Source organism: Pseudoalteromonas sp. SR44-5 (assembly GCF_014163675.1).
In the GTDB taxonomy this organism is placed as follows: domain Bacteria; phylum Pseudomonadota; class Gammaproteobacteria; order Enterobacterales; family Alteromonadaceae; genus Pseudoalteromonas; species Pseudoalteromonas rhizosphaerae.
Window position 1 is genome coordinate 1 of record NZ_JACJDT010000016.1, and the last position, 19,697, is coordinate 19,697.

The 19,697-nt window shown below is 40.2% G+C and carries 20 protein-coding genes; 15 read left to right on the forward strand and 5 right to left on the reverse strand.

Annotation, left to right across the window (positions count from 1 at the left end; all coding sequences use genetic code 11):
- Positions 1–228 precede the first annotated feature (228 nt).
- From H5154_RS10790 to H5154_RS10805, 4 genes are all read left to right on the forward strand, one after another.
- Entirely contained in the window at positions 229–1,224 is a 996-nt protein-coding gene (locus H5154_RS10790; RefSeq protein ID WP_145241236.1) for a fatty acid desaturase, read from the forward strand.
- A gap of 83 nt (positions 1,225–1,307) precedes the next feature.
- Positions 1,308–1,685, forward strand: a complete 378-nt coding sequence (locus H5154_RS10795; protein ID WP_182718282.1) for a VOC family protein — start codon at positions 1,308–1,310, stop codon at positions 1,683–1,685.
- Between the two features lie 50 nt (positions 1,686–1,735).
- The gene (locus H5154_RS10800) at positions 1,736–1,984 is read left to right on the forward strand and encodes a TIGR03643 family protein (RefSeq protein ID WP_145241233.1); all 249 of its coding nucleotides are present in this window, start codon (positions 1,736–1,738) and stop codon (positions 1,982–1,984) included.
- 87 nt (positions 1,985–2,071) lie between these two features.
- Positions 2,072–2,479, forward strand: a complete 408-nt coding sequence (locus tag H5154_RS10805; protein ID WP_182718283.1) for a GFA family protein — start codon at positions 2,072–2,074, stop codon at positions 2,477–2,479.
- A gap of 28 nt (positions 2,480–2,507) precedes the next feature.
- Here H5154_RS10805 and H5154_RS10810 read toward each other — a convergent pair whose 3' ends face one another.
- Positions 2,508–3,026: a carboxymuconolactone decarboxylase family protein gene (locus H5154_RS10810; protein ID WP_182718284.1), complete on the reverse strand. Its 519-nt coding sequence runs from the start codon at positions 3,024–3,026 to the stop codon at positions 2,508–2,510.
- 310 nt (positions 3,027–3,336) lie between these two features.
- On the opposite strand from H5154_RS10810, the gene H5154_RS10815 reads away from it, so the two are divergent.
- Complete coding sequence (locus H5154_RS10815; RefSeq protein WP_149981235.1) at positions 3,337–4,230, forward strand: AraC family transcriptional regulator; 894 nt, start codon at positions 3,337–3,339, stop codon at positions 4,228–4,230.
- A gap of 8 nt (positions 4,231–4,238) precedes the next feature.
- On the opposite strand, the gene H5154_RS10820 is transcribed toward H5154_RS10815, so the two are convergent.
- Positions 4,239–5,453, reverse strand: a complete 1,215-nt coding sequence (locus H5154_RS10820) for an MFS transporter (protein ID WP_182718285.1) — start codon at positions 5,451–5,453, stop codon at positions 4,239–4,241.
- Positions 5,454–5,611: 158 nt separating this feature from the next.
- Here H5154_RS10820 and H5154_RS10825 point away from each other — a divergent pair, with 158 nt between their 5' ends.
- The 5 genes from H5154_RS10825 (at position 5,612) to H5154_RS10845 (ending at position 10,306) form a co-directional block, all read left to right on the forward strand.
- On the forward strand, positions 5,612–7,354 hold the full coding sequence (locus H5154_RS10825) for a VWA domain-containing protein (RefSeq protein WP_259398495.1): 1,743 nt from the start codon (positions 5,612–5,614) through the stop codon (positions 7,352–7,354).
- A gap of 180 nt (positions 7,355–7,534) precedes the next feature.
- On the forward strand, positions 7,535–8,116 hold the full coding sequence (locus tag H5154_RS10830) for a sigma-70 family RNA polymerase sigma factor (RefSeq protein WP_182718286.1): 582 nt from the start codon (positions 7,535–7,537) through the stop codon (positions 8,114–8,116).
- Positions 8,106–8,735: a hypothetical protein gene (locus tag H5154_RS10835; RefSeq protein WP_182718287.1), complete on the forward strand. Its 630-nt coding sequence runs from the start codon at positions 8,106–8,108 to the stop codon at positions 8,733–8,735. Before H5154_RS10830 ends, H5154_RS10835 begins: the two co-directional genes overlap by 11 nt.
- Positions 8,736–8,822: 87 nt before the next feature.
- Positions 8,823–9,086 carry a helix-turn-helix domain-containing protein gene (locus H5154_RS10840; protein ID WP_182718288.1) on the forward strand — a complete coding sequence of 88 codons (264 nt, stop codon included), beginning with the start codon at positions 8,823–8,825 and terminating at the stop codon, positions 9,084–9,086.
- Between the two features lie 2 nt (positions 9,087–9,088).
- Positions 9,089–10,306, forward strand: coding sequence for a type II toxin-antitoxin system HipA family toxin (locus tag H5154_RS10845; protein ID WP_182718289.1), 1,218 nt, complete (start codon positions 9,089–9,091; stop codon positions 10,304–10,306).
- Positions 10,307–10,331: 25 nt separating this feature from the next.
- Here H5154_RS10845 and H5154_RS10850 read toward each other — a convergent pair whose 3' ends face one another.
- Together H5154_RS10850 and H5154_RS10855 are read right to left on the reverse strand one after the other, a co-directional pair.
- Positions 10,332–12,386, reverse strand: a complete 2,055-nt coding sequence (locus tag H5154_RS10850) for a TonB-dependent receptor (RefSeq protein ID WP_182718290.1) — start codon at positions 12,384–12,386, stop codon at positions 10,332–10,334.
- Between the two features lie 64 nt (positions 12,387–12,450).
- Positions 12,451–14,031: an ATP-binding cassette domain-containing protein gene (locus H5154_RS10855; protein ID WP_182718291.1), complete on the reverse strand. Its 1,581-nt coding sequence runs from the start codon at positions 14,029–14,031 to the stop codon at positions 12,451–12,453.
- A gap of 400 nt (positions 14,032–14,431) precedes the next feature.
- Between H5154_RS10855 and H5154_RS10860 the strand changes: the two genes are divergently transcribed.
- The 3 genes from H5154_RS10860 to H5154_RS10870 all read left to right on the forward strand — a co-directional run bounded on the left by H5154_RS10860 (position 14,432) and on the right by H5154_RS10870 (position 16,398).
- A complete protein-coding gene (locus H5154_RS10860) occupies positions 14,432–14,851 on the forward strand; it encodes a hypothetical protein (RefSeq protein WP_145241209.1) in 420 nt (139 codons plus the stop codon).
- 147 nt (positions 14,852–14,998) lie between these two features.
- Positions 14,999–15,295: a hypothetical protein gene (locus tag H5154_RS10865; protein WP_310736610.1), complete on the forward strand. Its 297-nt coding sequence runs from the start codon at positions 14,999–15,001 to the stop codon at positions 15,293–15,295.
- A 14-nt stretch (positions 15,296–15,309) separates the two neighbouring features.
- Positions 15,310–16,398: an endonuclease/exonuclease/phosphatase family protein gene (locus H5154_RS10870; RefSeq protein ID WP_182718292.1), complete on the forward strand. Its 1,089-nt coding sequence runs from the start codon at positions 15,310–15,312 to the stop codon at positions 16,396–16,398.
- A gap of 87 nt (positions 16,399–16,485) precedes the next feature.
- Here the strand turns inward: H5154_RS10870 and H5154_RS10875 are convergent, their stop codons facing one another.
- Entirely contained in the window at positions 16,486–17,862 is a 1,377-nt protein-coding gene (locus H5154_RS10875) for an NAD-dependent succinate-semialdehyde dehydrogenase (RefSeq protein ID WP_182718293.1), read from the reverse strand.
- Between the two features lie 190 nt (positions 17,863–18,052).
- On the opposite strand from H5154_RS10875, the gene H5154_RS10880 reads away from it, so the two are divergent.
- Both H5154_RS10880 and H5154_RS10885 read left to right on the forward strand, forming a co-directional pair.
- Positions 18,053–19,090, forward strand: a complete 1,038-nt coding sequence (locus tag H5154_RS10880; RefSeq protein WP_182718294.1) for a nitronate monooxygenase family protein — start codon at positions 18,053–18,055, stop codon at positions 19,088–19,090.
- Positions 19,083–19,649, forward strand: coding sequence for a Crp/Fnr family transcriptional regulator (locus tag H5154_RS10885; RefSeq protein ID WP_149981224.1), 567 nt, complete (start codon positions 19,083–19,085; stop codon positions 19,647–19,649). The genes H5154_RS10880 and H5154_RS10885 overlap by 8 nt, the downstream gene beginning before the upstream one ends.
- The last annotated feature ends 48 nt before the right edge of the window (positions 19,650–19,697 follow it).

Below are 19,697 nucleotides of genomic sequence, written 5' to 3' on the forward strand. Positions count from 1 at the left end.
TATTTCATGTCTATTTGCGTAGTTTTCACTGACAAATTTTACCTTTATACTGTACACTTTATTCTTTACGCGTATTTAGCTACACCTTGCTTGTCGATCTTAATTTGTTTTAAATTTCTATTTATGAGTTGCTCGTTGCTCGTTGTTCTTTGCTCGTTGCTCGTTGCTCTAGCAGCTTTTTATTTATTCGGGTATCATTTGCGCAACTTTGATTATCAGTTGCTATTTATGACCACGTTAAGTGCTAAGGAAAATATTCAAGCCATTGTTAAGGCGATTAAAGCTGAAGAAGCTAAACTTCGTCAAAAGCACCCGTTATTAGCCCATCAAAATACTATCGGGATGGCTATTTTATTATTATCACTCAGTGCGTTAATTGGCGTTGGTGCACTTTATTACTTCGCTATTATCCCTGCGTGGCTGTGTATTATTTTAGCAGCCATTGCAGCGTCAATTTCCCACGAGCTTGAACACGACCTGATCCATAAACAGTACTTTAGTAACCAGCCTTTTCTACATAACTTTATGATGCTAACAGTGTGGCTAATGCGCCCAAATACTATTAGCCCATGGTATCGCCGTAAAATGCATTTACATCATCATAAAGTGTCGGGTACTGAGCAAGACTTAGAAGAGCGCTTAGTGGGTAATGGCATTAAAAAGCCATTGTTACGGGCGTTGGTAATTGTTGATGGCTTACTCGGCTTGTTAATTAACGCTAAACGTTTTAGTAAAGAAATCAAAGGGTTTAGCTTTTTTAAGGTATTTAACGCAGGGTTTCCGGTTACCACAGCGTACTTTGCTATTTTATACAGCGTAATTGTGTTCCATTTAGTTGATTTATTTACCCCACTTGCGGCTAATTCGCCGGCGTTGTTGCTGGACACTATGGCGGTGTTTGAGTTTTTAATGGTGGTGTTGATTGTGCCTAATATTGTACGTTCAAGCTCATTAAATTTTGTGACTTCATCAATGCATTACTATGGCGGCGTTAATAACATGCTGGAGCAAACGCATGTTATAACGAGTCGCTTGTTTGCACCGTTTAACTTGTTTTGTTTTAACTTTGGCCATACCCATACGATCCACCATTTTGTGCCGAATCAACCGTTTTATTTACGCCAAATGATCAGCAAGAAAGTGCTTGAGGTAATGAAAAAACACGGTGTTCGCTTTAACGATTTTGCTAGCATCAAACAAGCAAATCGCTATCAAGCTTCTTAATATCAAGATACCAATTACTAATTGACCTCAAGTTAAGTTAAGGTTTTAAAGTCGTTATCTGACTCAATATTTAGGTAACGACTATGAACCTTAATCAAATCACTTTACCTGTCTGTGACATCGAAAAAGCAAATCAATTTTACCTGGCCATGGGCTTTACACAAATTGTAAAAACGGATCATTACTCACGCTTTGAGTGCCCTAATAAAGCTACATTTTCTTTATTATTAACTGATGATGTGTTTAGTAATGGTGCGGTTATATATTTTGAAAGCGCAGAACTAGAAAAGTGGGTCGCCTCCTTAAAAGCTAAGGGCTTTGAGTTTGAATCAGTGATCACCGTGCAGCGTTATTTATGGCGAGAAGCGGTGTTAAAAGACCCATCAGGCAATAAAATTAAACTTTATTGGGCGGGGTGTAATCGGCTGAATCCATCATGGCGAGTTGAAGTTACAGATTGATCGTATTCTTGCTATGTCGGGTATAAAGATATTTTGTAGAAGAGTCTGTTATGTTTGATAGTAGCCAAGTGTCTAGAATTATCGAGATGGCATGGGAAGATCGCACGCCATTTGAAGCCATTGAAAACCTTTATGGTTTAAATCATTCCCAGTTAGTTAGTTTTATGCGCGACAATATCTCATCGGGTTCGTTTAAAGTCTGGCGCAAGCGCCATGCTGGCCGTACAACAAAACATTTAAAATTACGCAATCCCGCTATTATGCGCAGCCACTGTAAAACCCAGTATAAAAACCGTTAATGACCTAAACGTTTGTTGAAAATACAAGGGAAGTTGGCGTAAAGTGATACCACTTTAGTTAGTTAAAATTCTATGTAGGGATCTTAAATGCAAATTACCGGACGTTGTCATTGTGGTGAGGTTACTTACCATGCTGAAGTTGATGAAAATAAAGTAATAAATTGTCATTGTACTGATTGCCAAATTATCGCAAGTTCCCCATTTCGCACTGTGGTTATATCACATCCTAACGCGGTTACGTTTACTGCAGCTGCGCCGAAAGAATATATAAAAACAGCCGAAAGTGGTAATAAGCGTGCACAGGGATTTTGTGGTAATTGCGGCACCTCTTTGTATGCAACGTCAGTCGGTGATGGCGATAAAATTTATGGCCTACGTATTGGGGCTATTGAGCAGCGTGAGCAACTTATTCCTAAAGCACAAATTTGGTGTCGTTCAAGCCCATCTTGGTTAAAAGAGCTAAACACTATAACTGGCTTTGATACTGTGCCTTAAGCGTCTAATTTCGTAATGTATATTACTACTATGCGCGCTCTAACAATTTTGCAAAAGATAAATTAGCGCGCATTGCTACGTTTATATCTGCTTTAATAGCCAGTGAATTGATCACGGCATTTATGTGTGCTGCTTCAAATTGCGAATCAAGACATGTAACTAAATGGGCTTGAAGCAGAGCTTGAAAATTATCTTCCACTGCCAATGCCCCCAGCTTTATTGCCAAGTAACAGTGATGAGAAAGCCTGCTTTGGGCGCTGTTTATTTTAGTCGTGGATAGGTGTTCAATTTCTTGCTCAACCAATGCTGTACGATTTGGCTGTCTTTGCAAACATATTTGTTTTAGCACGTTTAGGCTATTTAACGACCGAGGGACACCAATGTAGGTAACCATATAAGAAAATGCACTATTAAGCTCATCAATGGTATGTCCTTTATCTAAGGCTTCGTTCAACAAGTTTTTTAGACGATATAACTCCCCCATTGCTGCAAGTGCGGCAATAGCTGCAACAAACGGGTATTTTGTGTGGTTATTTACTTTAAGCATAATGTCTCTTTAAAAATTAAATTGTTAAAAAGCAAAAATATCGCAGTAGGTAAGCTTTACCTTAGGCTGCTTAATTTGCTGTTTAAAATAGTGCGTAGAGAAGTGAATTATTTGGGTTTTTATAGTGATAACCTGTCAGCGCATTAATATGCCTGAGCGAATATTTATTATTACTGATAATGGCTAAATGTGTTTGTTAAAACCAATGTGTTTTTTGCCTAAAACAACAGATCGTGATTGTTTTTAATATTTATGAGTGTGCTTAGTGCTAAGCTTTGATTAAAGTATGATGAGATCAAATTAAAACGCGATGACTAGTAAACAGACCTTAACCGAATCCGTGTTAGCAATTGCTACACACGATGGTATTTTTAACACTCAGATAGATGCGCTTAAATTAGTACGTCGCAGCAATGTGTCTGAGCCTATGCCATGTGTTTATGGGCTTGGTTTAGGCATTACTGTGCAAGGTGGCAAGCGTGTTACCTTGGGCGAAGATATTTATGATTATGCAGAAGGACAAACATTAGTTGCCTCTGTTGATGTGCCAGTTGTAAGCCATATTACTTCAGCGTCTATACAACGACCTTTTTTAGGGTTGCACTTATGTATCGACAGTAAAGTTTTAGGTCAAGCAGTTGCTAATATGGATTTTTCATCTCAAGATCATGTAGCTCGTCAATGTGCTATGTCGGTAGTCGATGCTGATGAGGGGCTTTTAGATGCTATAAATAGGCTGATTAAATTATTAAACGAGCCTAAGCTGCTTTTGCAACTCGCCCCTTTAATCCAAGAGGAGATTGTTTTTCGGTTATTACAAAGCCCACATAGTTATCAATTAAGGCAAATAGTAACCGCAGGATCCGCTAGTCAAAAAATAGCTAAAATTTTATATTGGTTAAAACAAAATTATAAAGATGATTTTTCGATAGTTGACTTAGCTGTTGAGGCGCATATGAGTGAATCAACGTTTCGCCAGCACTTTCGAGAAGTGACTAAACTCAGCCCTTTGCAATATATCAAGAATTTACGTTTACAAGAGGCGAGGCAATTAATGCTGAATCAGCGCCTTGATGCGAATACGGCTGCTTTGCAAGTGGGCTATGAAAGCGCCTCACAATTTAGCCGAGAGTACACCCGATTTTTTGGTCGTCCTCCTCTTAAAGATATAAATGCATTGCGTTTAAGCAATGCATTTATTTAGGCATGTAGTTAGGTATTGCTGTCACTTCTCATGGTGATATTACGTCCACCTAAATAACCAAATACGGCGCACAATGCACTCGCAAAAGCACATAACCATAAGGTGGTTGTCCAATTGCCAAAGTAGCTATGTAATGAGCCTGCGATAATCGGCCCAGAGGCGGCAAGTAAATAGCCCAAGCACTGTGCCATGCCTGAAAGTGATGTAGCCTGACGGGTGTCATGAGTACGTAAGCTAATAAACGATAAACCTAAAATAAAGCAGGCGCCTGAGCAAAATCCTAAGGTGACTGCCCACAAAGAGGCAAACTCAGGTAAATAGAGCAGCCCAAGTGAGCATGTTGCGGCTATTAGTGCTAACAAGCTGGTTAAAATACGTTGATCTTTAAGCTTTGCCAGCAGTGGTATTAAGATAATGCCAGGCACTGCAGACGCTACTTGAAAGGCACCTTGTAGCGCACCCGCATGCTGAGCTGTATGGCCACCTTCAAGCAAAATGCTCGGCAACCAACTAATCATAATATAGGTAAAAAATGAATTTAATCCCAGCAGTAAGGTAATCTGCCACGCAAGCGCCTCGTGCCATACTTTGTTGGTGTTGACACTCGCCAGTAGATCTTTTGTTGGCTTAGTATGAAGTTTTAACTGTGGTAGCCAAATAACAATACTCACTAGGGTAAGTAAGCCATAACAAGCAAGGGCTAATTGCCAGCCGATACTTTTATATTCAGCCAGCGGAATAATAAGCGCGGCATAACTACCACCAAAAATTCCCATCGCTAGTACGTAAGTAGAGGTCATCACTGCCACTTTATGCGGGAAGTCGCGTTTAATTAAGCTCGGTAACAGTACGTTACCAATTGCGATACCGATGCCAATGACTGCTGTACCTAAGTAAAGCATTGGCATAGAGTCAATTAGCCGCGAAGCCAAGCCCAAACCAATCAGAATAAGCGCAATAAACAGTGATATTTCTAAGCCTTGTTTTTTAGCAAGACTTGCCGCCATCGGACTGGCTAAAGCAAAGGCAATTAATGGCAAAGTAGTGAGCATACCGGCTTGAGATGGAGTTAAAGCAAAGCTTAAGATTATTTGCTCAAGCACAGGCGCAAGCCCTGTAACCGGTGCGCGTAAGTTAGCGGCAATAAAGATAATGCCTAAAATTAAAATAGCAGAAGAAAAAGCAGTTCTTTTAATGGCAGTCGAGTTCAAAACTAAAATCATCAATAAGAAAGAGGGAGCGCAATTATAACTCAGCACTCGTAACGTAGATATTAAATGGGACGAATAGATGCTCATTAAAAAATAATTAACCCCACTTTTTATAGTCATCCGTTAATAACCTTACTAATTACGAATTTAATAGATAACAAGGTGACTTTATGAATAACAAGATTACTAATGCCCAGCAGGTTAATTTACGTTTAACTATGTTGAGCCTTGCGGTGATAGTTAGCTTAACTGGCTGTGAGCAAAGTGCGCCACATGAGGTTGATAAACAACAAAGCCAAGTAAACAACGCGGCGCCAATTAATCAAACCGATGAGCAGCAATTGGAGCTGCAAGCTCAAAAAATACAGATGCAACATGCCGTAAGATATACGGCAATGCCACAAGGAATGATGCATGAAAGCGTTGCTATGCCGCGCTCTGAATTACAGTTACAGCCGATGCCACGGACTCCAATTGATGATGTAGTCGTAGTGTCAGAGCAAGAACGTGAAAACTATTTGAAATCCCAGCAAAACCCAGTAAAACAAGTTGGTACTGAACCGGTTTCAACCTTTTCAATTGATGTTGATACGGGCAGTTACAGCAATACTCGGCGTATGCTCAATATGGGGAAATTACCACCTAATGACGCAGTTCGTGAAGAAGCTTTTATTAATTATTTTGACTACGATTACAGTGCACCCAATAGCATAGCTACACCTTTTAATGTTCATACCGAGATGGCAACAGCTCCTTGGAATGAGCATCGGCAACTGTTAAAAATTGGCATTAAAGGTTTTGAGATTGAAAAAGCCGATTTAAAGGCAGCGAATTTAGTGTTTTTACTGGATGTATCTGGCTCTATGAATGCACCAAATAAGTTACCCTTATTAAAAACCAGTTTAACCATGTTAACTAAACAATTAGATGAAAATGATTCAGTTGCCATTGTCGTGTATGCCGGTGCCGCAGGCGTGGTTTTGCCAGCAACGAAAGGCAATGATCAACAAACTATCAGCGCCGCGTTAGATAAACTGGCAGCAGGCGGCTCAACTAATGGCGAGCAAGGTATTGAACTGGCTTATCAAATTGCGGCCGAAAATTTTAAAAAAGGAGGTATTAATCGGGTGATTTTAGCCACTGATGGCGACTTTAATGTGGGCACCCAATCAATCGATAAACTCAAAGAGCTGGTGGCATCTAAGCGCAAAACCGGGATTGCCTTAACTACTTTGGGATTTGGCCAAGGTAATTATAATGATGGCCTAATGGAACAACTGGCAAATATAGGTAACGGCCAGCATGCTTACATAGATAACATAAACGAAGCACGCAAAGTACTGGTCGATGAACTCAGTAGTACCATGCAAATTATTGCCAAAGACGTAAAAATTCAAGTGGAATTCAATCCACAGCAGGTGGCTGAATATCGTTTAATTGGTTATCAAAATCGCGTACTCGCTAATGAAGATTTTAATAACGATAAGGTCGATGCCGCAGAGTTAGGGGCAGGGCATAGCGTGACTGCGCTGTATGAAATAACCTTAGCCAACTCTGATCATAAACAAATTGATGAGCTGCGTTACCAATCTAAAGAAGACAAAAAACTGGCTACCAGCAATGAACTCGCCTTTGTAAAAGTGCGTTATAAACAGCCTGACGCTGAGCAAAGTAAGTTGATTACTCAAGCTGTTGCAACACCTAAAGGTGAGCTGCCTTTATCGCAAGCCAGCCAAGACTTTAAATTTGCCGCCGCAGTGGCTGGTTTTGCGCAGTTATTAAAAGGTGCAAAATATACCGGAGACTGGCAGTATGAAGATTGCGCTAAATTAGCAACCGCTAACAAAGGCATAGACACATTTGGCTATCGTAGTGAGTTTGTGCAACTCGTTAATAATGCTGCGGCACTGTGATACCAATCAACTTAAATATTTAGCCATTCTAGCGTGCTAAATAAAGCGCTAACTGTGTTATAAATTTCTCAAATAGAACAACTATATGTCAAAGTTTATGCCTTGTTATCACTCTATTTATATGTCGCTATAAATGACTAATAACTTAACACGATTGGTATGATTTAAGTAAAGGACGTTATGACAGAACTAGCTGATGAGCAATTAATGTTGAGTTATGGACAAGGTGATGTACAGGCTTTTACCCAGCTGTACCTGCGCCATAAAAATAGCTTATATCGTTATTTTTTACGCCAGTGCGCAAGCCCGCAAGTAGCTGAAGAGCTCTATCAAGAAGTCTGGAATAAGCTGATAAAAGCGCGCTCACAGTATCAAGTGAGCGCTAAATTTACCACTTGGTTGTATCGTATTGCGCACAATGAATTGATTGATCATTACCGCCGTACTGGTACGCAAAACAAATGGTTAGACGGTGATAATCAAGACATTGAAATTGCCGAATTTGCTGATCATAACAGTCGACCAGATACTGAAAAGCTCGAGCAGGCTCAGCAAGCAGCGCAGTTAAAAGTGTGCCTAGCGCAATTACCACGTGAGCAAAAAGAGGCGTTTTTACTTAAACACGAAGCTGATTTTACCCTCAAAGAAATTGCCGAACTAGTTGTAGAAACAACTGAAAATATCAAAAGCCGCATCCGTTACGCGCTAGCCAAGCTAAAGCAATGTATCAAGTATAAAATGGAGACTAACAATGAGCGATAAGTTAACCGATCATGATATTGCTTCACTTTATAAACGTGGTGCAACGGAGCAACCAAGCTTACAACTTGATAAGCAAATATTAAAACGCGCAGCTGATGAGGTTGCAGATAATAACGTAACCAATATTAATAAGCGCAAACGCTTTTACCAAACGTGGTATGGGCAATTATCTACTGCGGCATCACTGGTGTTAGTCGCGGTTTTATATATGCAAAATACTACTCAGTATCTTAAGCCGTCAGAGGCAATGAATGATCTACAAATTTTAGCCGATGAACAGACTGCTTTAGCACCTGCAGCCTCGCCTGAAATGATGCAAAGCGAAGTGCTAGAACAAAAGCAGCTAGAGCAATTAAAGCAAACTCAAAGGCTTCAACGCAGTACACAGTCTTACATGGCAGGACGGCAATTTGAGCCGCAAAGCATGACCGCTAAAAGTGAAGTATTATTAGAGCTTGAAGTGATCACCGAAGACGTTGCGAATAAATTTAAGCGTATAGATACACTTATTGCTGATGGTGAAACAACCGCCGCTAAAGCTCAGCTTGCTGAGTTATTAGTAGCGCACCCAGAACTCAAGGTGCACTTAACTGAGCAGTATAAACAGCTATTACAGTAAAAAGTAATCTAGTTATGTTCGCTATATAGCTATATTTTTTGTTTTATACTACCATGTTCGCTATATGGCGAGTTTTTGGTGGCTGCGATGAATAGAATAGAAATAGGAAAAGCGCTTGCTCAGGCGCGAAAAGAAAAACAACTAACACAACGAGAAGTGCAAAAATTGACGAACATTAATAAAAGCACACTATCTGAAATTGAAAACGGTAAATTTACAGGATCATTGGATATCCTTGAGCGTTATACTCATTATTTAGATTATGAGCTAGCTGTAGTACCAAGAACTTTGTCTAAATCACGGTTACCTCGTTGGGATGAAGTAAACGAGCTTTTTAGTGAGGATAGCTAGTAATGGCTTTTAACCTACCTGAAAAAGTACAAAAACTGACCGTGTGTATAGATGACAAAGAGCTGGGCGTGCTAACCCATGACGCAATACACGATTATAAGCAAACGCAAAATGAGTTTAATCTATCATTAACTATGACTGAAAAAGGCATGGATGATAGTTACCGTTCTGGCGCATTACACCCTATTTTTGCGCAAAACTTACCTGAAGGACATAACCTCAGATACATTGCACAAAGGCTTGCTCGTTACGCCAAAGTTAACGATATGTACTTGTTAGCTTTGCAAGGAAGTGATGGTATTGGCATGTTATCTTACCAAGGTGGCTTTGAATTACCGCAAGTTGGTAGCGTGTCACTTAACGATATTCTTACGTATTCTGATACACAGCCTTTATTTCCCCAGTTATTAGAAAAATACTATCTCAGAAACACTTTGTCAGGCATGCAACCAAAAGTAAGTATTCCAAGTGTGGAGCGAACGGTTCACCAAAAAGATCTGATCGTAAAATCATTTGATGAAGAGTTTGAACTGCTTACGGTAAATGAATATGTGTGCATGCAAGCAGCTAAATATTGCGGTCTAGCACCGCCAACTACGTATTTATCTGATAACCTTGAAACATTTGTGATTGAACGCTTTGATCGTGGTGAAAGTGGCACTCAGTTGCTAGGTTATGAAGACTTTACAACATTGATGAAGCGCTCTTCAGATCCCGATGAAAAATATCGAGGAAGTTACGAAACCTTACTGAAAGCAACCTATTTGTACACGAATAATATGCTCGAAGTTGAAAAAATGTATAAGTACATCGTTTTCAGTTGTTTAATTGGTAACGGTGACGCCCATCTTAAAAATTTTGCGCTGCAGTACACGCCAGATATGAGCAATATTTTTGTTTCTCCACCCTTTGATATTACCCATACATTAATTTATCCAACCATTAATAATAAAATGGCACTTAATATTTGTAAGAGCAAAGAATTCCCAGACTGTGATCATTTAATTAAGCTGGCTAATCAAGGTCATATTATAATTAGAAATGCACAAGAGATTGTTGAGTCATTAGCACAAGGGATTATTGAGTATGTGTCAAGCTCACAAGAAGTACTGCTTTACAGTGGTTTAAAAGAGTCGATTTTAGCTGGAATTGATAAAGTGATGACTGCAACTTATAGCTCAAAATCATATCGCCATGATAAAAAGAAAAAGTTTGAATAATAGCATTAATCACTTAATTCAATATTTACCAAGCGTAACTTGCTGAGAACATTATATTACGTGGTCGCCCAGGAAAATAACGGTCGCCAGTAAAGCTGGTGTAATCGGCACGCTCTGCATAGGCGGTATCAAATAGATTGTTAATGCGCGCGGTTAGTTTCAATTGTTCAGTCAGTTGCCATGCTGCGCGTAAATTTAGTAAGTCATGGCCTGCGTAACTGTGTTGGTTTTCAGGATCGGTGAAATAGTCACTGACATGATGCCACTCAATAGCAATTAAGGTGTTATTGGTGACTTGCCAGTTAGCTTGTAGGTTGGCGATATTACGCGGTGCTGTGTCTATGTCGTTACCGTTAATGTTTACTTCAGATAAAACTTGGTCATAGTCGTATGTGTGTATTGCATGGCTTGCTGCTAGGGCAAGTTGAATCGACTGAGTAAGTTGATAATCCAGCTCAAGTTCAATACCTCGGTGCTGGGTTTGGCCATCATTAATGGTAAAAAAGTCACTGTCGCGAAAGATCACGTTTTGTTTATTCATCGCATACGCAGAGACCACATAGTGCAGTTGTTGGTATTGCCCTTTGAGGCCCACTTCTAGATTGTCTGCTGTTTCAGATTCGAGATCGGCCACTTGTTGTTCGCGCTGTAGCTGATAAAGTTCAGCCGCTTGCGGCGCACGGTAACCGCGAGATAGGTTTGCATATAAATAATTACCGTCACTGAGTTGATAACTCAGGCCAAGCTTTGGCGAGGTGTTGGTAAATTTATTTTCGCCACTTGGCGGGCGCGAGTAACGACAACCGCCAAATCCACATTCGTTGCCATTCTCATCAGTGCGACCAGCCAGCATATTATTGGTGTAGTCGTAATCAAGCTGCTCAAAGCGTGCGCCTAAACTGATAGCGAGTTGCTGCCATTGCCAATCAAGGCTAATAAAAGGGGCGAGTAGGGTGCTGGTTACATCGTAATCGTAATGCTTACCTTGTGGCACAGTTGCTACTAAAAATGCTGAACCTTGAGTTGGCTCGTCTTGATATTGCAAAAAATCTGCACGGGTGTATTCGCTGTCTAGCCCTAAATTAACAGTTAATTCGTTTGAATACGCATGCTGCCAAAGTGATTGAATACCAACGCCATTTTGGCTGTTTTCTTCAAGCGGTGTGCCTGGTAAAAAGTGCTTAAAAAAGGTCATGCTCTGGTTGCGAACATAAGGAGTAATGGTGAGCGTATTTTTCTCGGTTTGCCACTGCACCTTTGACCAAAGCCGAAATGAGCGGGCTTTTCTAAATGCATCAGGGTCAAAATTTTGCTGGGCTATTTCATCGTCTTTATAACTTTCAAAGCCCTCAATAAATCCGGCAGTTTTTTGATCTAAGTGAGTGTAACTAAGCCCAGTAGTAATAGCGAGGTCATCATTTGTATAACGATGACGTAAGTTGAGTTTTTCTTGGTCGACGCTTTCATCATCACGGTAGCCGCTATCGCGAGTGACACTGGCATTGATACCAAATCCTTGGTTGCCTAAATTTTTTCCGCTACGCAATTTGAACCGGTTGTAACCGTAAGAGCCTAAATCAACGCCGAGTAAGTGCTCATCATAAGTGGTATCTGGTGTGATCACATTAATCACGCCATGTACTGCATTGGAGCCGTAAAGGGCGGAGCCTGGGCCTTTTAAAACTTCAACGCGCTCGGCCATTTCAGTGTGGGCTTCAAATAACTCGTTGATATTACAAAAGCCTGCAGCACGTAGTGGAATACCATCTTCAGCCGTTAAGAGCCCTCCACATGCGCCTGCCCCAGAAAGTACAGGGGAGCGTAGTGCGGGCAAATATTCTTGGCCGTTACCATGTTGCACATTGGCACCCGCAATCTGTTTTAATACTTGCTCGATATGGGTCGGTGCGATTAAATCTAACTGTGCTTTAGTGATGCTGCTTATTACTAAAGGAAGAGGATCGGCGCGTACCTCAGCACGAGATGCTGTAGTGGTAATGCGTTCAATGGTTGTATTTTTTTGCTGACTTAATGCATGAGTACTGATAAGTAACAGCGGGATTGCAACGAGTGAACGCATTATTTTCCTAATGAATTTAATTATTTAACCTATATAAAGTAACAATTTTAATACTGAGAGGCAATCAATACAGGTTGAATTGCTGGGTAAGTTGGCATTGCTTTATAAACTCCTCATCGTGGCTCACCAATATAAAGCTGCCAGTAAAATCAGCCAGATTTTGCGCAAGATGTTGCTTGTTAGCCAAGTCCAAGTGGTTATCGGGTTCATCGAGTAACAATAAAGAGTGCTGCGCATTTTGCGCCGCTATAAGCATGGCTAATTGCATTTTCTCGCCGCCGCTTAATTGGCTAATTGGCCGATAAATATTCTCTCCCTTAAAGCCAATATTCGCAAGCAAATGGCGTACTGTTTGTTGTTTTAGCTGACAGTGTTTTTCTAATGCATTGCATAAAGTGTCTGTTGCTCCTAAAAAAGAGCTGTGTTGATCTATATAAAGCACTTTACTATTTAATTGAAGCGCTGTTGATACTGGTGAATTTGCCGAGTCATTAATCATCCGGAGTAATGTTGACTTACCGCTGCCATTGGATCCTTTTAGGTGTAACTTATCACCACTAAAAATTTGCAGGGTGATTGCTTTATTAGCGCTTGAAAATGGCAAAGTAAGTTTTTCAATAAATAGTAGGCGTTTATTGCTAGTCGGTTGCGTAAACTTTACTGTTTTAGCTTTACTATTTGGTAACTGCTGTTGAAGTGTTTGGCGTTTTTCGGTTAGGGCTTTGCGTTTGGCTGAGGCTAGCCGCTCAGAAGCGCCTTTACTTGCTTGGGCACTGTTTTTCTTAAAGTCTAACATCACTTTTGGTTGGCTGGTGGTGTTACGTTTTTTATTACCTTGTGCTGCTCTTTGTTGGGCTTTTTCACGATTAAGCTGGGTTTGCTGAAGGTGTTTTTGTCGCTCCTTGTCAAGATTATTAATTTGCTTTGTAAGCGCAGTTTGTTGCAGCGATTTCTGTTGGCTAAAATGCCGATAGTTACCCGTTTCATAATGAACACCTTGGCTGCTGAGCTCAATAATAGCATCGCATTGATTAAGTAATTGGCGGTCATGACTTACTACAATTACTTGCCCTTTAAACGCATGTAATTGGTCAATTAGCCATTGCTTTGCTGATTGGTCTAAATGGTTACTTGGCTCATCTAAAATCAGTAAATCAGGCTTTGTTTGCAACGCGCAAAATAGCATCAAACGCCGCTGTTGACCGCCGCTTAAATGCTTAATTGGCTGGTTTAATGAGGTATCAATAGCAAGGGCTAAAAGTTGTTGTTTGTAATATTGCTCGCATAACCAATCATCATCGATTAGGTTAAAGTCAGCCTCATGGCAGCTTCCTTGTTCAATACGATTAAGGGCGGCTAACTTTTTATCAACTCCTAATAGTTGTGCAATCGTGGATGACGATGTTTGAAGGTGCTGCTCACTTAATTGTTGCTGTGAAATAAGCACGCGAGTACCACTAAATTCAACATGTCCCGAACTAGGTTGTTGTTGGTTTGCCAATATACTCAACAATATTGATTTACCGCTGCCATTAGCACCAATGATCGCGGTGAGCTTTTCATTTATTGAAAAACTAAGTTGTTTAAATTGAGTTTGGCCATCTGGGTGTTGATAGCTTAAATTGTGGATGTGTAATGTATGCATAATGCCTCTGGAGTGTTCAGGGCATGGCGCGCAAAGCAATTAAAATTAACTAGGTATCGTTAAGTCGATAGCAAGATATATGACGAATTTTGCGCCCACTAACCCTGTAAATTCAAAAAATAAAACGAATTTCAACAGGTGTTAGTTATTCATTAATGCGCAAACTCCAGTAAGGTCAGTGAGTTAATAATATACGAATATGTTGTGAGCTGTCAGCCAGTTTTTATTATTTATTGTTTTACAGCATTTTATTTTCTTTAATATAGCTAACTAATTGTTTGTTAAAACACAAAACTGTAAGCACTCACTATCTTTACAAAGTTTACAATTCATTTCATCTTTCATTCAGGCTGACTTGTTAGGCTTTAGTTATTCACACAGATTATGCTAGGAAGTAGCTATGAATAAATTAATCCCCCTGTCTTTGGCTGTACTTGGTTTGAGCCTATTACCGTTTGCAGCAAATGCTAAGCACGAGCGCGAACATGATCGTTATGAACATCGCCATGAGCATCATCATGAGCATAAAAAGCACAGTAAAAAGTACCATAAAAAATATTATAAAAAACACCATAAGTCAGCAGATTATAAAAAGTTGCCGCCGGGTTTATACAAGAAAGTAGGCTACGGGCATGGCTTACCGCCGGGTTGGTATAAAAAATATCATCGTGGCGATCGCCTTGATAGAGATATTTACCGCCGTGGTCGAGTTGTTGAGCGTCATGACCGAAAGGGGATAATTTTACTGGAAGTTGATGATCAGCTAATTCATTTAGTGCATGACACTCGAGAGATTCTCTCTATTGTTACTCGTCACTAAATTTTTACCAAGTCACAACTTGATGTCGGTTATTTAATTTACTTCATAACGAGTTCATGAATTATTGCTATTCTTTAAATGAACTAAATAGGGAGTAAAATATGAAAGCACTTCTATCTACTGCTTTGCTTTGCTTTGCTTGGCTTAGTGCTTTGCAGCGGCGCAGCTTTTGCAAAAAATGATAACCATGACAAAGACAAAAATAAAGGTAAAGGGAGTTTACCGCCAGGATTACAAAAAAAAGTTGATAATGGTGGTCAATTGCCTCCTGGTTGGCAAAAAAAGTACCACAAAGGTGACAGATTAGATTACGATATCCATCGCCATGGTCGAGTAGTAAAACCGATAGACCGTGATGGTCGTATTACGATTGAAATAGACGATACCATCATTCATATGGTGCATGATACTCGCGAAATTTTGTCAATTTTAAGTCGTTATTAATAAAGGGTTATTGAATGCTAATTGTGCTGGTAAGTATATTAAGTGTGTTATTAGTTGTGACACTTTTACCTATGTCTTTCAGCCAGCATTATTTAATTCGTAGTTGCGACTTTGTTCGTTTACAGGTTTTTTATCTTGCATTGGCTGGGTTGCTTTTAGGTGTTTATTTTGCATTAAGTGGACTATCGCCTTTGGTTGTATCGTCGCTAATCATGGCAACTGTAATTTTGCTTATTCAAGGTAAATGGATATATCCTTATACTTGGCTTGCTAAAAAAGAAGTGGCGCAAAGTCCCGCAGGCAGTGGGCATAGTATTCGTATTATGTCGGCTAATGTGTTGATGTCGAACACTCGCTACCAAGACTTAATAGATTTAGTCCATGAACACCAGCCAGATTTACTTATTACGCTTGAGTCAGATACTAAATGGCAACAGCAACTTGCAGCCATTGAAGAAGATTATCCATACAAAATATTTTGCCCGAAAGATAATCGCTACGGCATGCATTTATACAGTAAATATAAGATAAAAAAACAACAAGTATGTGAGCTTGTAGAAAACGATATTCCCTCAATTCACGTTCTATTTGAGACTGCAGAAGGTCTTGAAGTACAAGGTCATTTTATTCATCCTGCTCCTCCAAGTCCTACTGAAGAAGATACCTCTAGGCCACGAGATACCGAACTTATTTTGCTTGCTAAGGCTTTAAAGAACAACAAACGTCCAACAATTGTTGCCGGCGATTTAAATGACGTTGCTTGGTCAAGAAGTACCCGTTTATTTATGGAAATCAGTGACTTTTTAGATCCACGCAAAGGCCGAGGTTTTTTTAATACCTTTCATGCTGGGTATTTCTTTATGCGCTGGCCGCTTGACCACTTATTCCATAGCCATGGCTTTACTGTTAAACGTATAAAACGGCTAGAAAAATATGGCTCGGACCATTTTGCTCTTTTAACTGAGTTAGTGCACAAACCTGGTAATAGTAACCAGCAACTAGATGACGACATGGACATTCAAAAGGCGGTTAATGAATTGCAAATGGAGAATACTTCTAGCCGAGAAGTGCCTACCTTTAATGATGAAGTAAGTAAAATATAGCGAATAACAGTTATTGTACACTTAACTTATTTAGTCATAAAAAAAGGGCCAATTAAGGCCCTTTAGAGTATTTTTTATTAGGAGTAGTTAGTTATTAATCATAATCGCTTTAATATTAACAAACTCTCTCATACCAAAACCGCCGTGCTCACGACCATAACCACTGTCTTTAACACCACCAAATGGTAAGTTTGGCTGGGCCAGCCCATAACCATTTATGTTAACCATACCGGTATCAAAATGCTTTTTAGCAAGCTCAATGGCTTTCTTTTCATCTTTACAAAGTATGCCGCCACCTAGACCATAGCGAGAGTCGTTGGCAATGCGCATCGCATCTTCGTTATCTTTGGCTTTGATGAGTGAAGCGACCGGGCCAAATAATTCATCGTCATAGGCCGGCATGCCGGGAGAGAGATTCTCAAGTAATGTGGCTGGATAGAAATAACCCGTTTGCTTAGGTATTTCGCCACCAGTCACAATAGACGCACCAGCCTCAACTGATTGCATTACTTGTTTATGAATTTTGTCTCTTAAATCCTCGCGTGCCATTGGGCCAAGATCGGTGTTTTCATCCATAGGATCGCCAACTATTAAGGCGTTAAATTGCTCTGTTATGCCTTTTTTAAACTCATCGTATAAGGCTTCAACAACCACAAAACGTTTTGCAGATACACAAGTCTGACCATTATTGATCATCCGTCCTTGCAGGCAGGTTTTAATTGCCAGCTCTAAATCTGCATCATCAAGTACTAAGTAAGCGTCGTTACTACCAAGCTCTAGGACAGTCTTCTTCACGTGTTTACCTGCTTGCTCAGCCACTTTTTTACCAGTGCCATCACTGCCAGTAAAGGTTACACCACGGATTGCTTTATGGCTAATAAGCTCGCTGGCTGTTTTACCGTCAATCAGTAAATTTTTAAATACATGACTAGGGAAACCTGCATCGGAGAACATTTCTTCAATTTTTTCAGCCATACCAAACACGTTACTAGCATGTTTAAGTACTGCCGTATTACCAGCCATAATGTTAGTCACGGCATAACGAATTACTTGGTAGAGAGGAAAGTTCCAAGGTTGTATGCCTAGTAACACACCTGTCGGTTGATATGTAATTATAGCGCGACCGTTTTCCATAGGGCGTTCTTCATCCGCTAATATCGTTTGGCCATGTTCGGCGCTGTAACGACATATAGCTGCACAAAGCTCTACTTCTTGTAGACCTTGATTGTATAATTTGCCCATTTCTTGAGTCATCAATGTTGCTAGTGACTCTTTTTGTTGCTCGAATACATGTGCAAGTTTGTTTAAATACTTAGCACGATCGGTCAATGAAATATGGCGCCACTCTAAGAAAGCCTCATGACTTTTATCTATCTCATTTTTTGCTTGCTCTAGGTTAAGCAATGTATAGTCTGCAATAGTTTGTTCAGTGGCAGGATTAATTGTCGTTACTGTGTTAGTCATTTTCATCTCCTTACAAATAATATTGAGTAAAGGAGTGCAAAGCTAACGCCAACTCTGCGCTAAACTATTTAATTATTTTAAGTTGTTGCTATAAAACAGCTTTTAATTTTTTCATTATTATTTTTACTCAGCTATTATTTTTGTATCGGTAAAAAGTTCTGGTGGCTGAAAAAGTTACAAGGAGAAAGTGATGGCGTTATCTTTATTTAATACTCAACGACCCCTCATTCAGGCGCCAATGGCGGGTGTGCAAGATTTTCGTTTAGCTGCTGCGGTGAGTAACGCAGGTGGTTTAGGATCATTACCCTGTGCAATGCTCTCAAAACAACAGTTAGTGAGCGAGCTTGATAAACTGACTCAAGCGACCAGTAATCCCTATAACCTTAACTTTTTTTGTCATACGGTCGGTGATTACACCAGCCAACAAAAGCAGCAATGGCATAATTTGCTAGCGCCTTATTTTGATGAGTATGGTATTGATGCTGAAAGCTTAACTGCAGGGGCTTCTCGTCAACCTATTAGTCAACCGGTTGTTGATATTATTGCCCCTTATAAACCCGCAGTGGTGAGTTTTCATTTTGGTTTACCTGAGCAAACGATTATGGCGCAAATCAAAAGCTGGGGCACTAAAGTGATTTCAACTGCTACCACTTTAGATGAAGCTATTTGGCTGAGTGAAAATGGCGCTGATGCTATTATTGCGCAGGGTTTAGAAGCAGGTGGCCATCGAGGACATTTTTTATCAATGGATTTGGCTTTGCAGAAATCTACCGCAGTATTAGTCGAGCAATGCGTGGCTGAACTAAATGTACCCATCATTGCGGCAGGTGGTATTGCAACCACTGAAGATGTACAGCAGATGTATGCGCTAGGCGCCGAGTTGGTGCAAGTAGGAAGTGCCTACTTATTGGCTCAAGAGGCAACTACTTCAGCGCTGCACCGCGACGCTATTTTACAGCAGTCAGCGAATAGCACGGCGCTGACAACGGTGTTTTCTGGGCGCGCTGCCCGAGGGATTGAAAACCGCATTATGCGTGAACTTGGCGCCATGCCGCAGCAAGCTCCTGCATTCCCATTTGCCAGTATTGCGCTAAGTGCATTGCGATCTAAATCAGAAGCACAAGGCAAAAGTGATTTTTCGCCGTTATGGTGCGGGCAAAAATACATTGCAAGAGAGGGGATTAGTGCTGCTGAAATCACTGAACTGTTAGCACCAGCCAATGCATAATTTAGCGATGTTGCCGTTAGGAGATAGTTATCATGCATTGGCTAATGATTTGCTTGTTAAATGTGAGCAGCAATTTGCAGTGAAAACATTTTCTCGCGGTGAGGTGATCTTACAACAAGGCGATAAGCAGCAGTATGGTTACTTAATTTTAGAAGGCGTACTCGCTGCATTGCACACTACTGAAAGTGGCGGGCAAAAATGCAAAGAATATTATTTTAAGGACGAGTTTGCTCTTTTATTTGCTAACTGGCTTACCAATACTCCTGGGCTTTATCAGTTGCAAGTGGTTAAATCAGCGCGATTAATTGCCATTCCGTTAGCTGTATTTGAGCAGCCCGATTGGCAACAACTAAAACAACATTTATTGACCCAACAATTAGTGTTTAAAGAAGCTAAAGAGGCTTTTTTATTATTAAATACACCAGAGCAGCGCTATCGCTATTTATTAGCGCAAAAACCACACTGGATTGCGCAATTGACGCTAACCGAAGTGGCGATGTATATCGGCATTTCTGCTATTTCTTTATCACGAATTCGTCAGCGCCTTAACTTAAGTTAAGGCGCTGCAAGGCTAGGTTAAATTAGACTGCTGTTTTTTTCAGGAGTC

Coding starts and splice junctions, on each gene's coding strand:
- H5154_RS10790 (WP_145241236.1), top strand. CDS start 229: ATGACCACGTTAAGTGCTAAGGAAAATATTCAAGCCATTGTTAAGGCG.
- H5154_RS10795 (WP_182718282.1), top strand. CDS start 1,308: ATGAACCTTAATCAAATCACTTTACCTGTCTGTGACATCGAAAAAGCA.
- H5154_RS10800 (WP_145241233.1), top strand. CDS start 1,736: ATGTTTGATAGTAGCCAAGTGTCTAGAATTATCGAGATGGCATGGGAA.
- H5154_RS10805 (WP_182718283.1), top strand. CDS start 2,072: ATGCAAATTACCGGACGTTGTCATTGTGGTGAGGTTACTTACCATGCT.
- H5154_RS10810 (WP_182718284.1), bottom strand. CDS start 3,026: ATGCTTAAAGTAAATAACCACACAAAATACCCGTTTGTTGCAGCTATT.
- H5154_RS10815 (WP_149981235.1), top strand. CDS start 3,337: ATGACTAGTAAACAGACCTTAACCGAATCCGTGTTAGCAATTGCTACA.
- H5154_RS10820 (WP_182718285.1), bottom strand. CDS start 5,453: ATGATTTTAGTTTTGAACTCGACTGCCATTAAAAGAACTGCTTTTTCT.
- H5154_RS10825 (WP_259398495.1), top strand. CDS start 5,612: ATGAATAACAAGATTACTAATGCCCAGCAGGTTAATTTACGTTTAACT.
- H5154_RS10830 (WP_182718286.1), top strand. CDS start 7,535: ATGACAGAACTAGCTGATGAGCAATTAATGTTGAGTTATGGACAAGGT.
- H5154_RS10835 (WP_182718287.1), top strand. CDS start 8,106: ATGAGCGATAAGTTAACCGATCATGATATTGCTTCACTTTATAAACGT.
- H5154_RS10840 (WP_182718288.1), top strand. CDS start 8,823: ATGAATAGAATAGAAATAGGAAAAGCGCTTGCTCAGGCGCGAAAAGAA.
- H5154_RS10845 (WP_182718289.1), top strand. CDS start 9,089: ATGGCTTTTAACCTACCTGAAAAAGTACAAAAACTGACCGTGTGTATA.
- H5154_RS10850 (WP_182718290.1), bottom strand. CDS start 12,386: ATGCGTTCACTCGTTGCAATCCCGCTGTTACTTATCAGTACTCATGCA.
- H5154_RS10855 (WP_182718291.1), bottom strand. CDS start 14,031: ATGCATACATTACACATCCACAATTTAAGCTATCAACACCCAGATGGC.
- H5154_RS10860 (WP_145241209.1), top strand. CDS start 14,432: ATGAATAAATTAATCCCCCTGTCTTTGGCTGTACTTGGTTTGAGCCTA.
- H5154_RS10870 (WP_182718292.1), top strand. CDS start 15,310: ATGCTAATTGTGCTGGTAAGTATATTAAGTGTGTTATTAGTTGTGACA.
- H5154_RS10875 (WP_182718293.1), bottom strand. CDS start 17,862: ATGACTAACACAGTAACGACAATTAATCCTGCCACTGAACAAACTATT.
- H5154_RS10880 (WP_182718294.1), top strand. CDS start 18,053: ATGGCGTTATCTTTATTTAATACTCAACGACCCCTCATTCAGGCGCCA.
- H5154_RS10885 (WP_149981224.1), top strand. CDS start 19,083: ATGCATAATTTAGCGATGTTGCCGTTAGGAGATAGTTATCATGCATTG.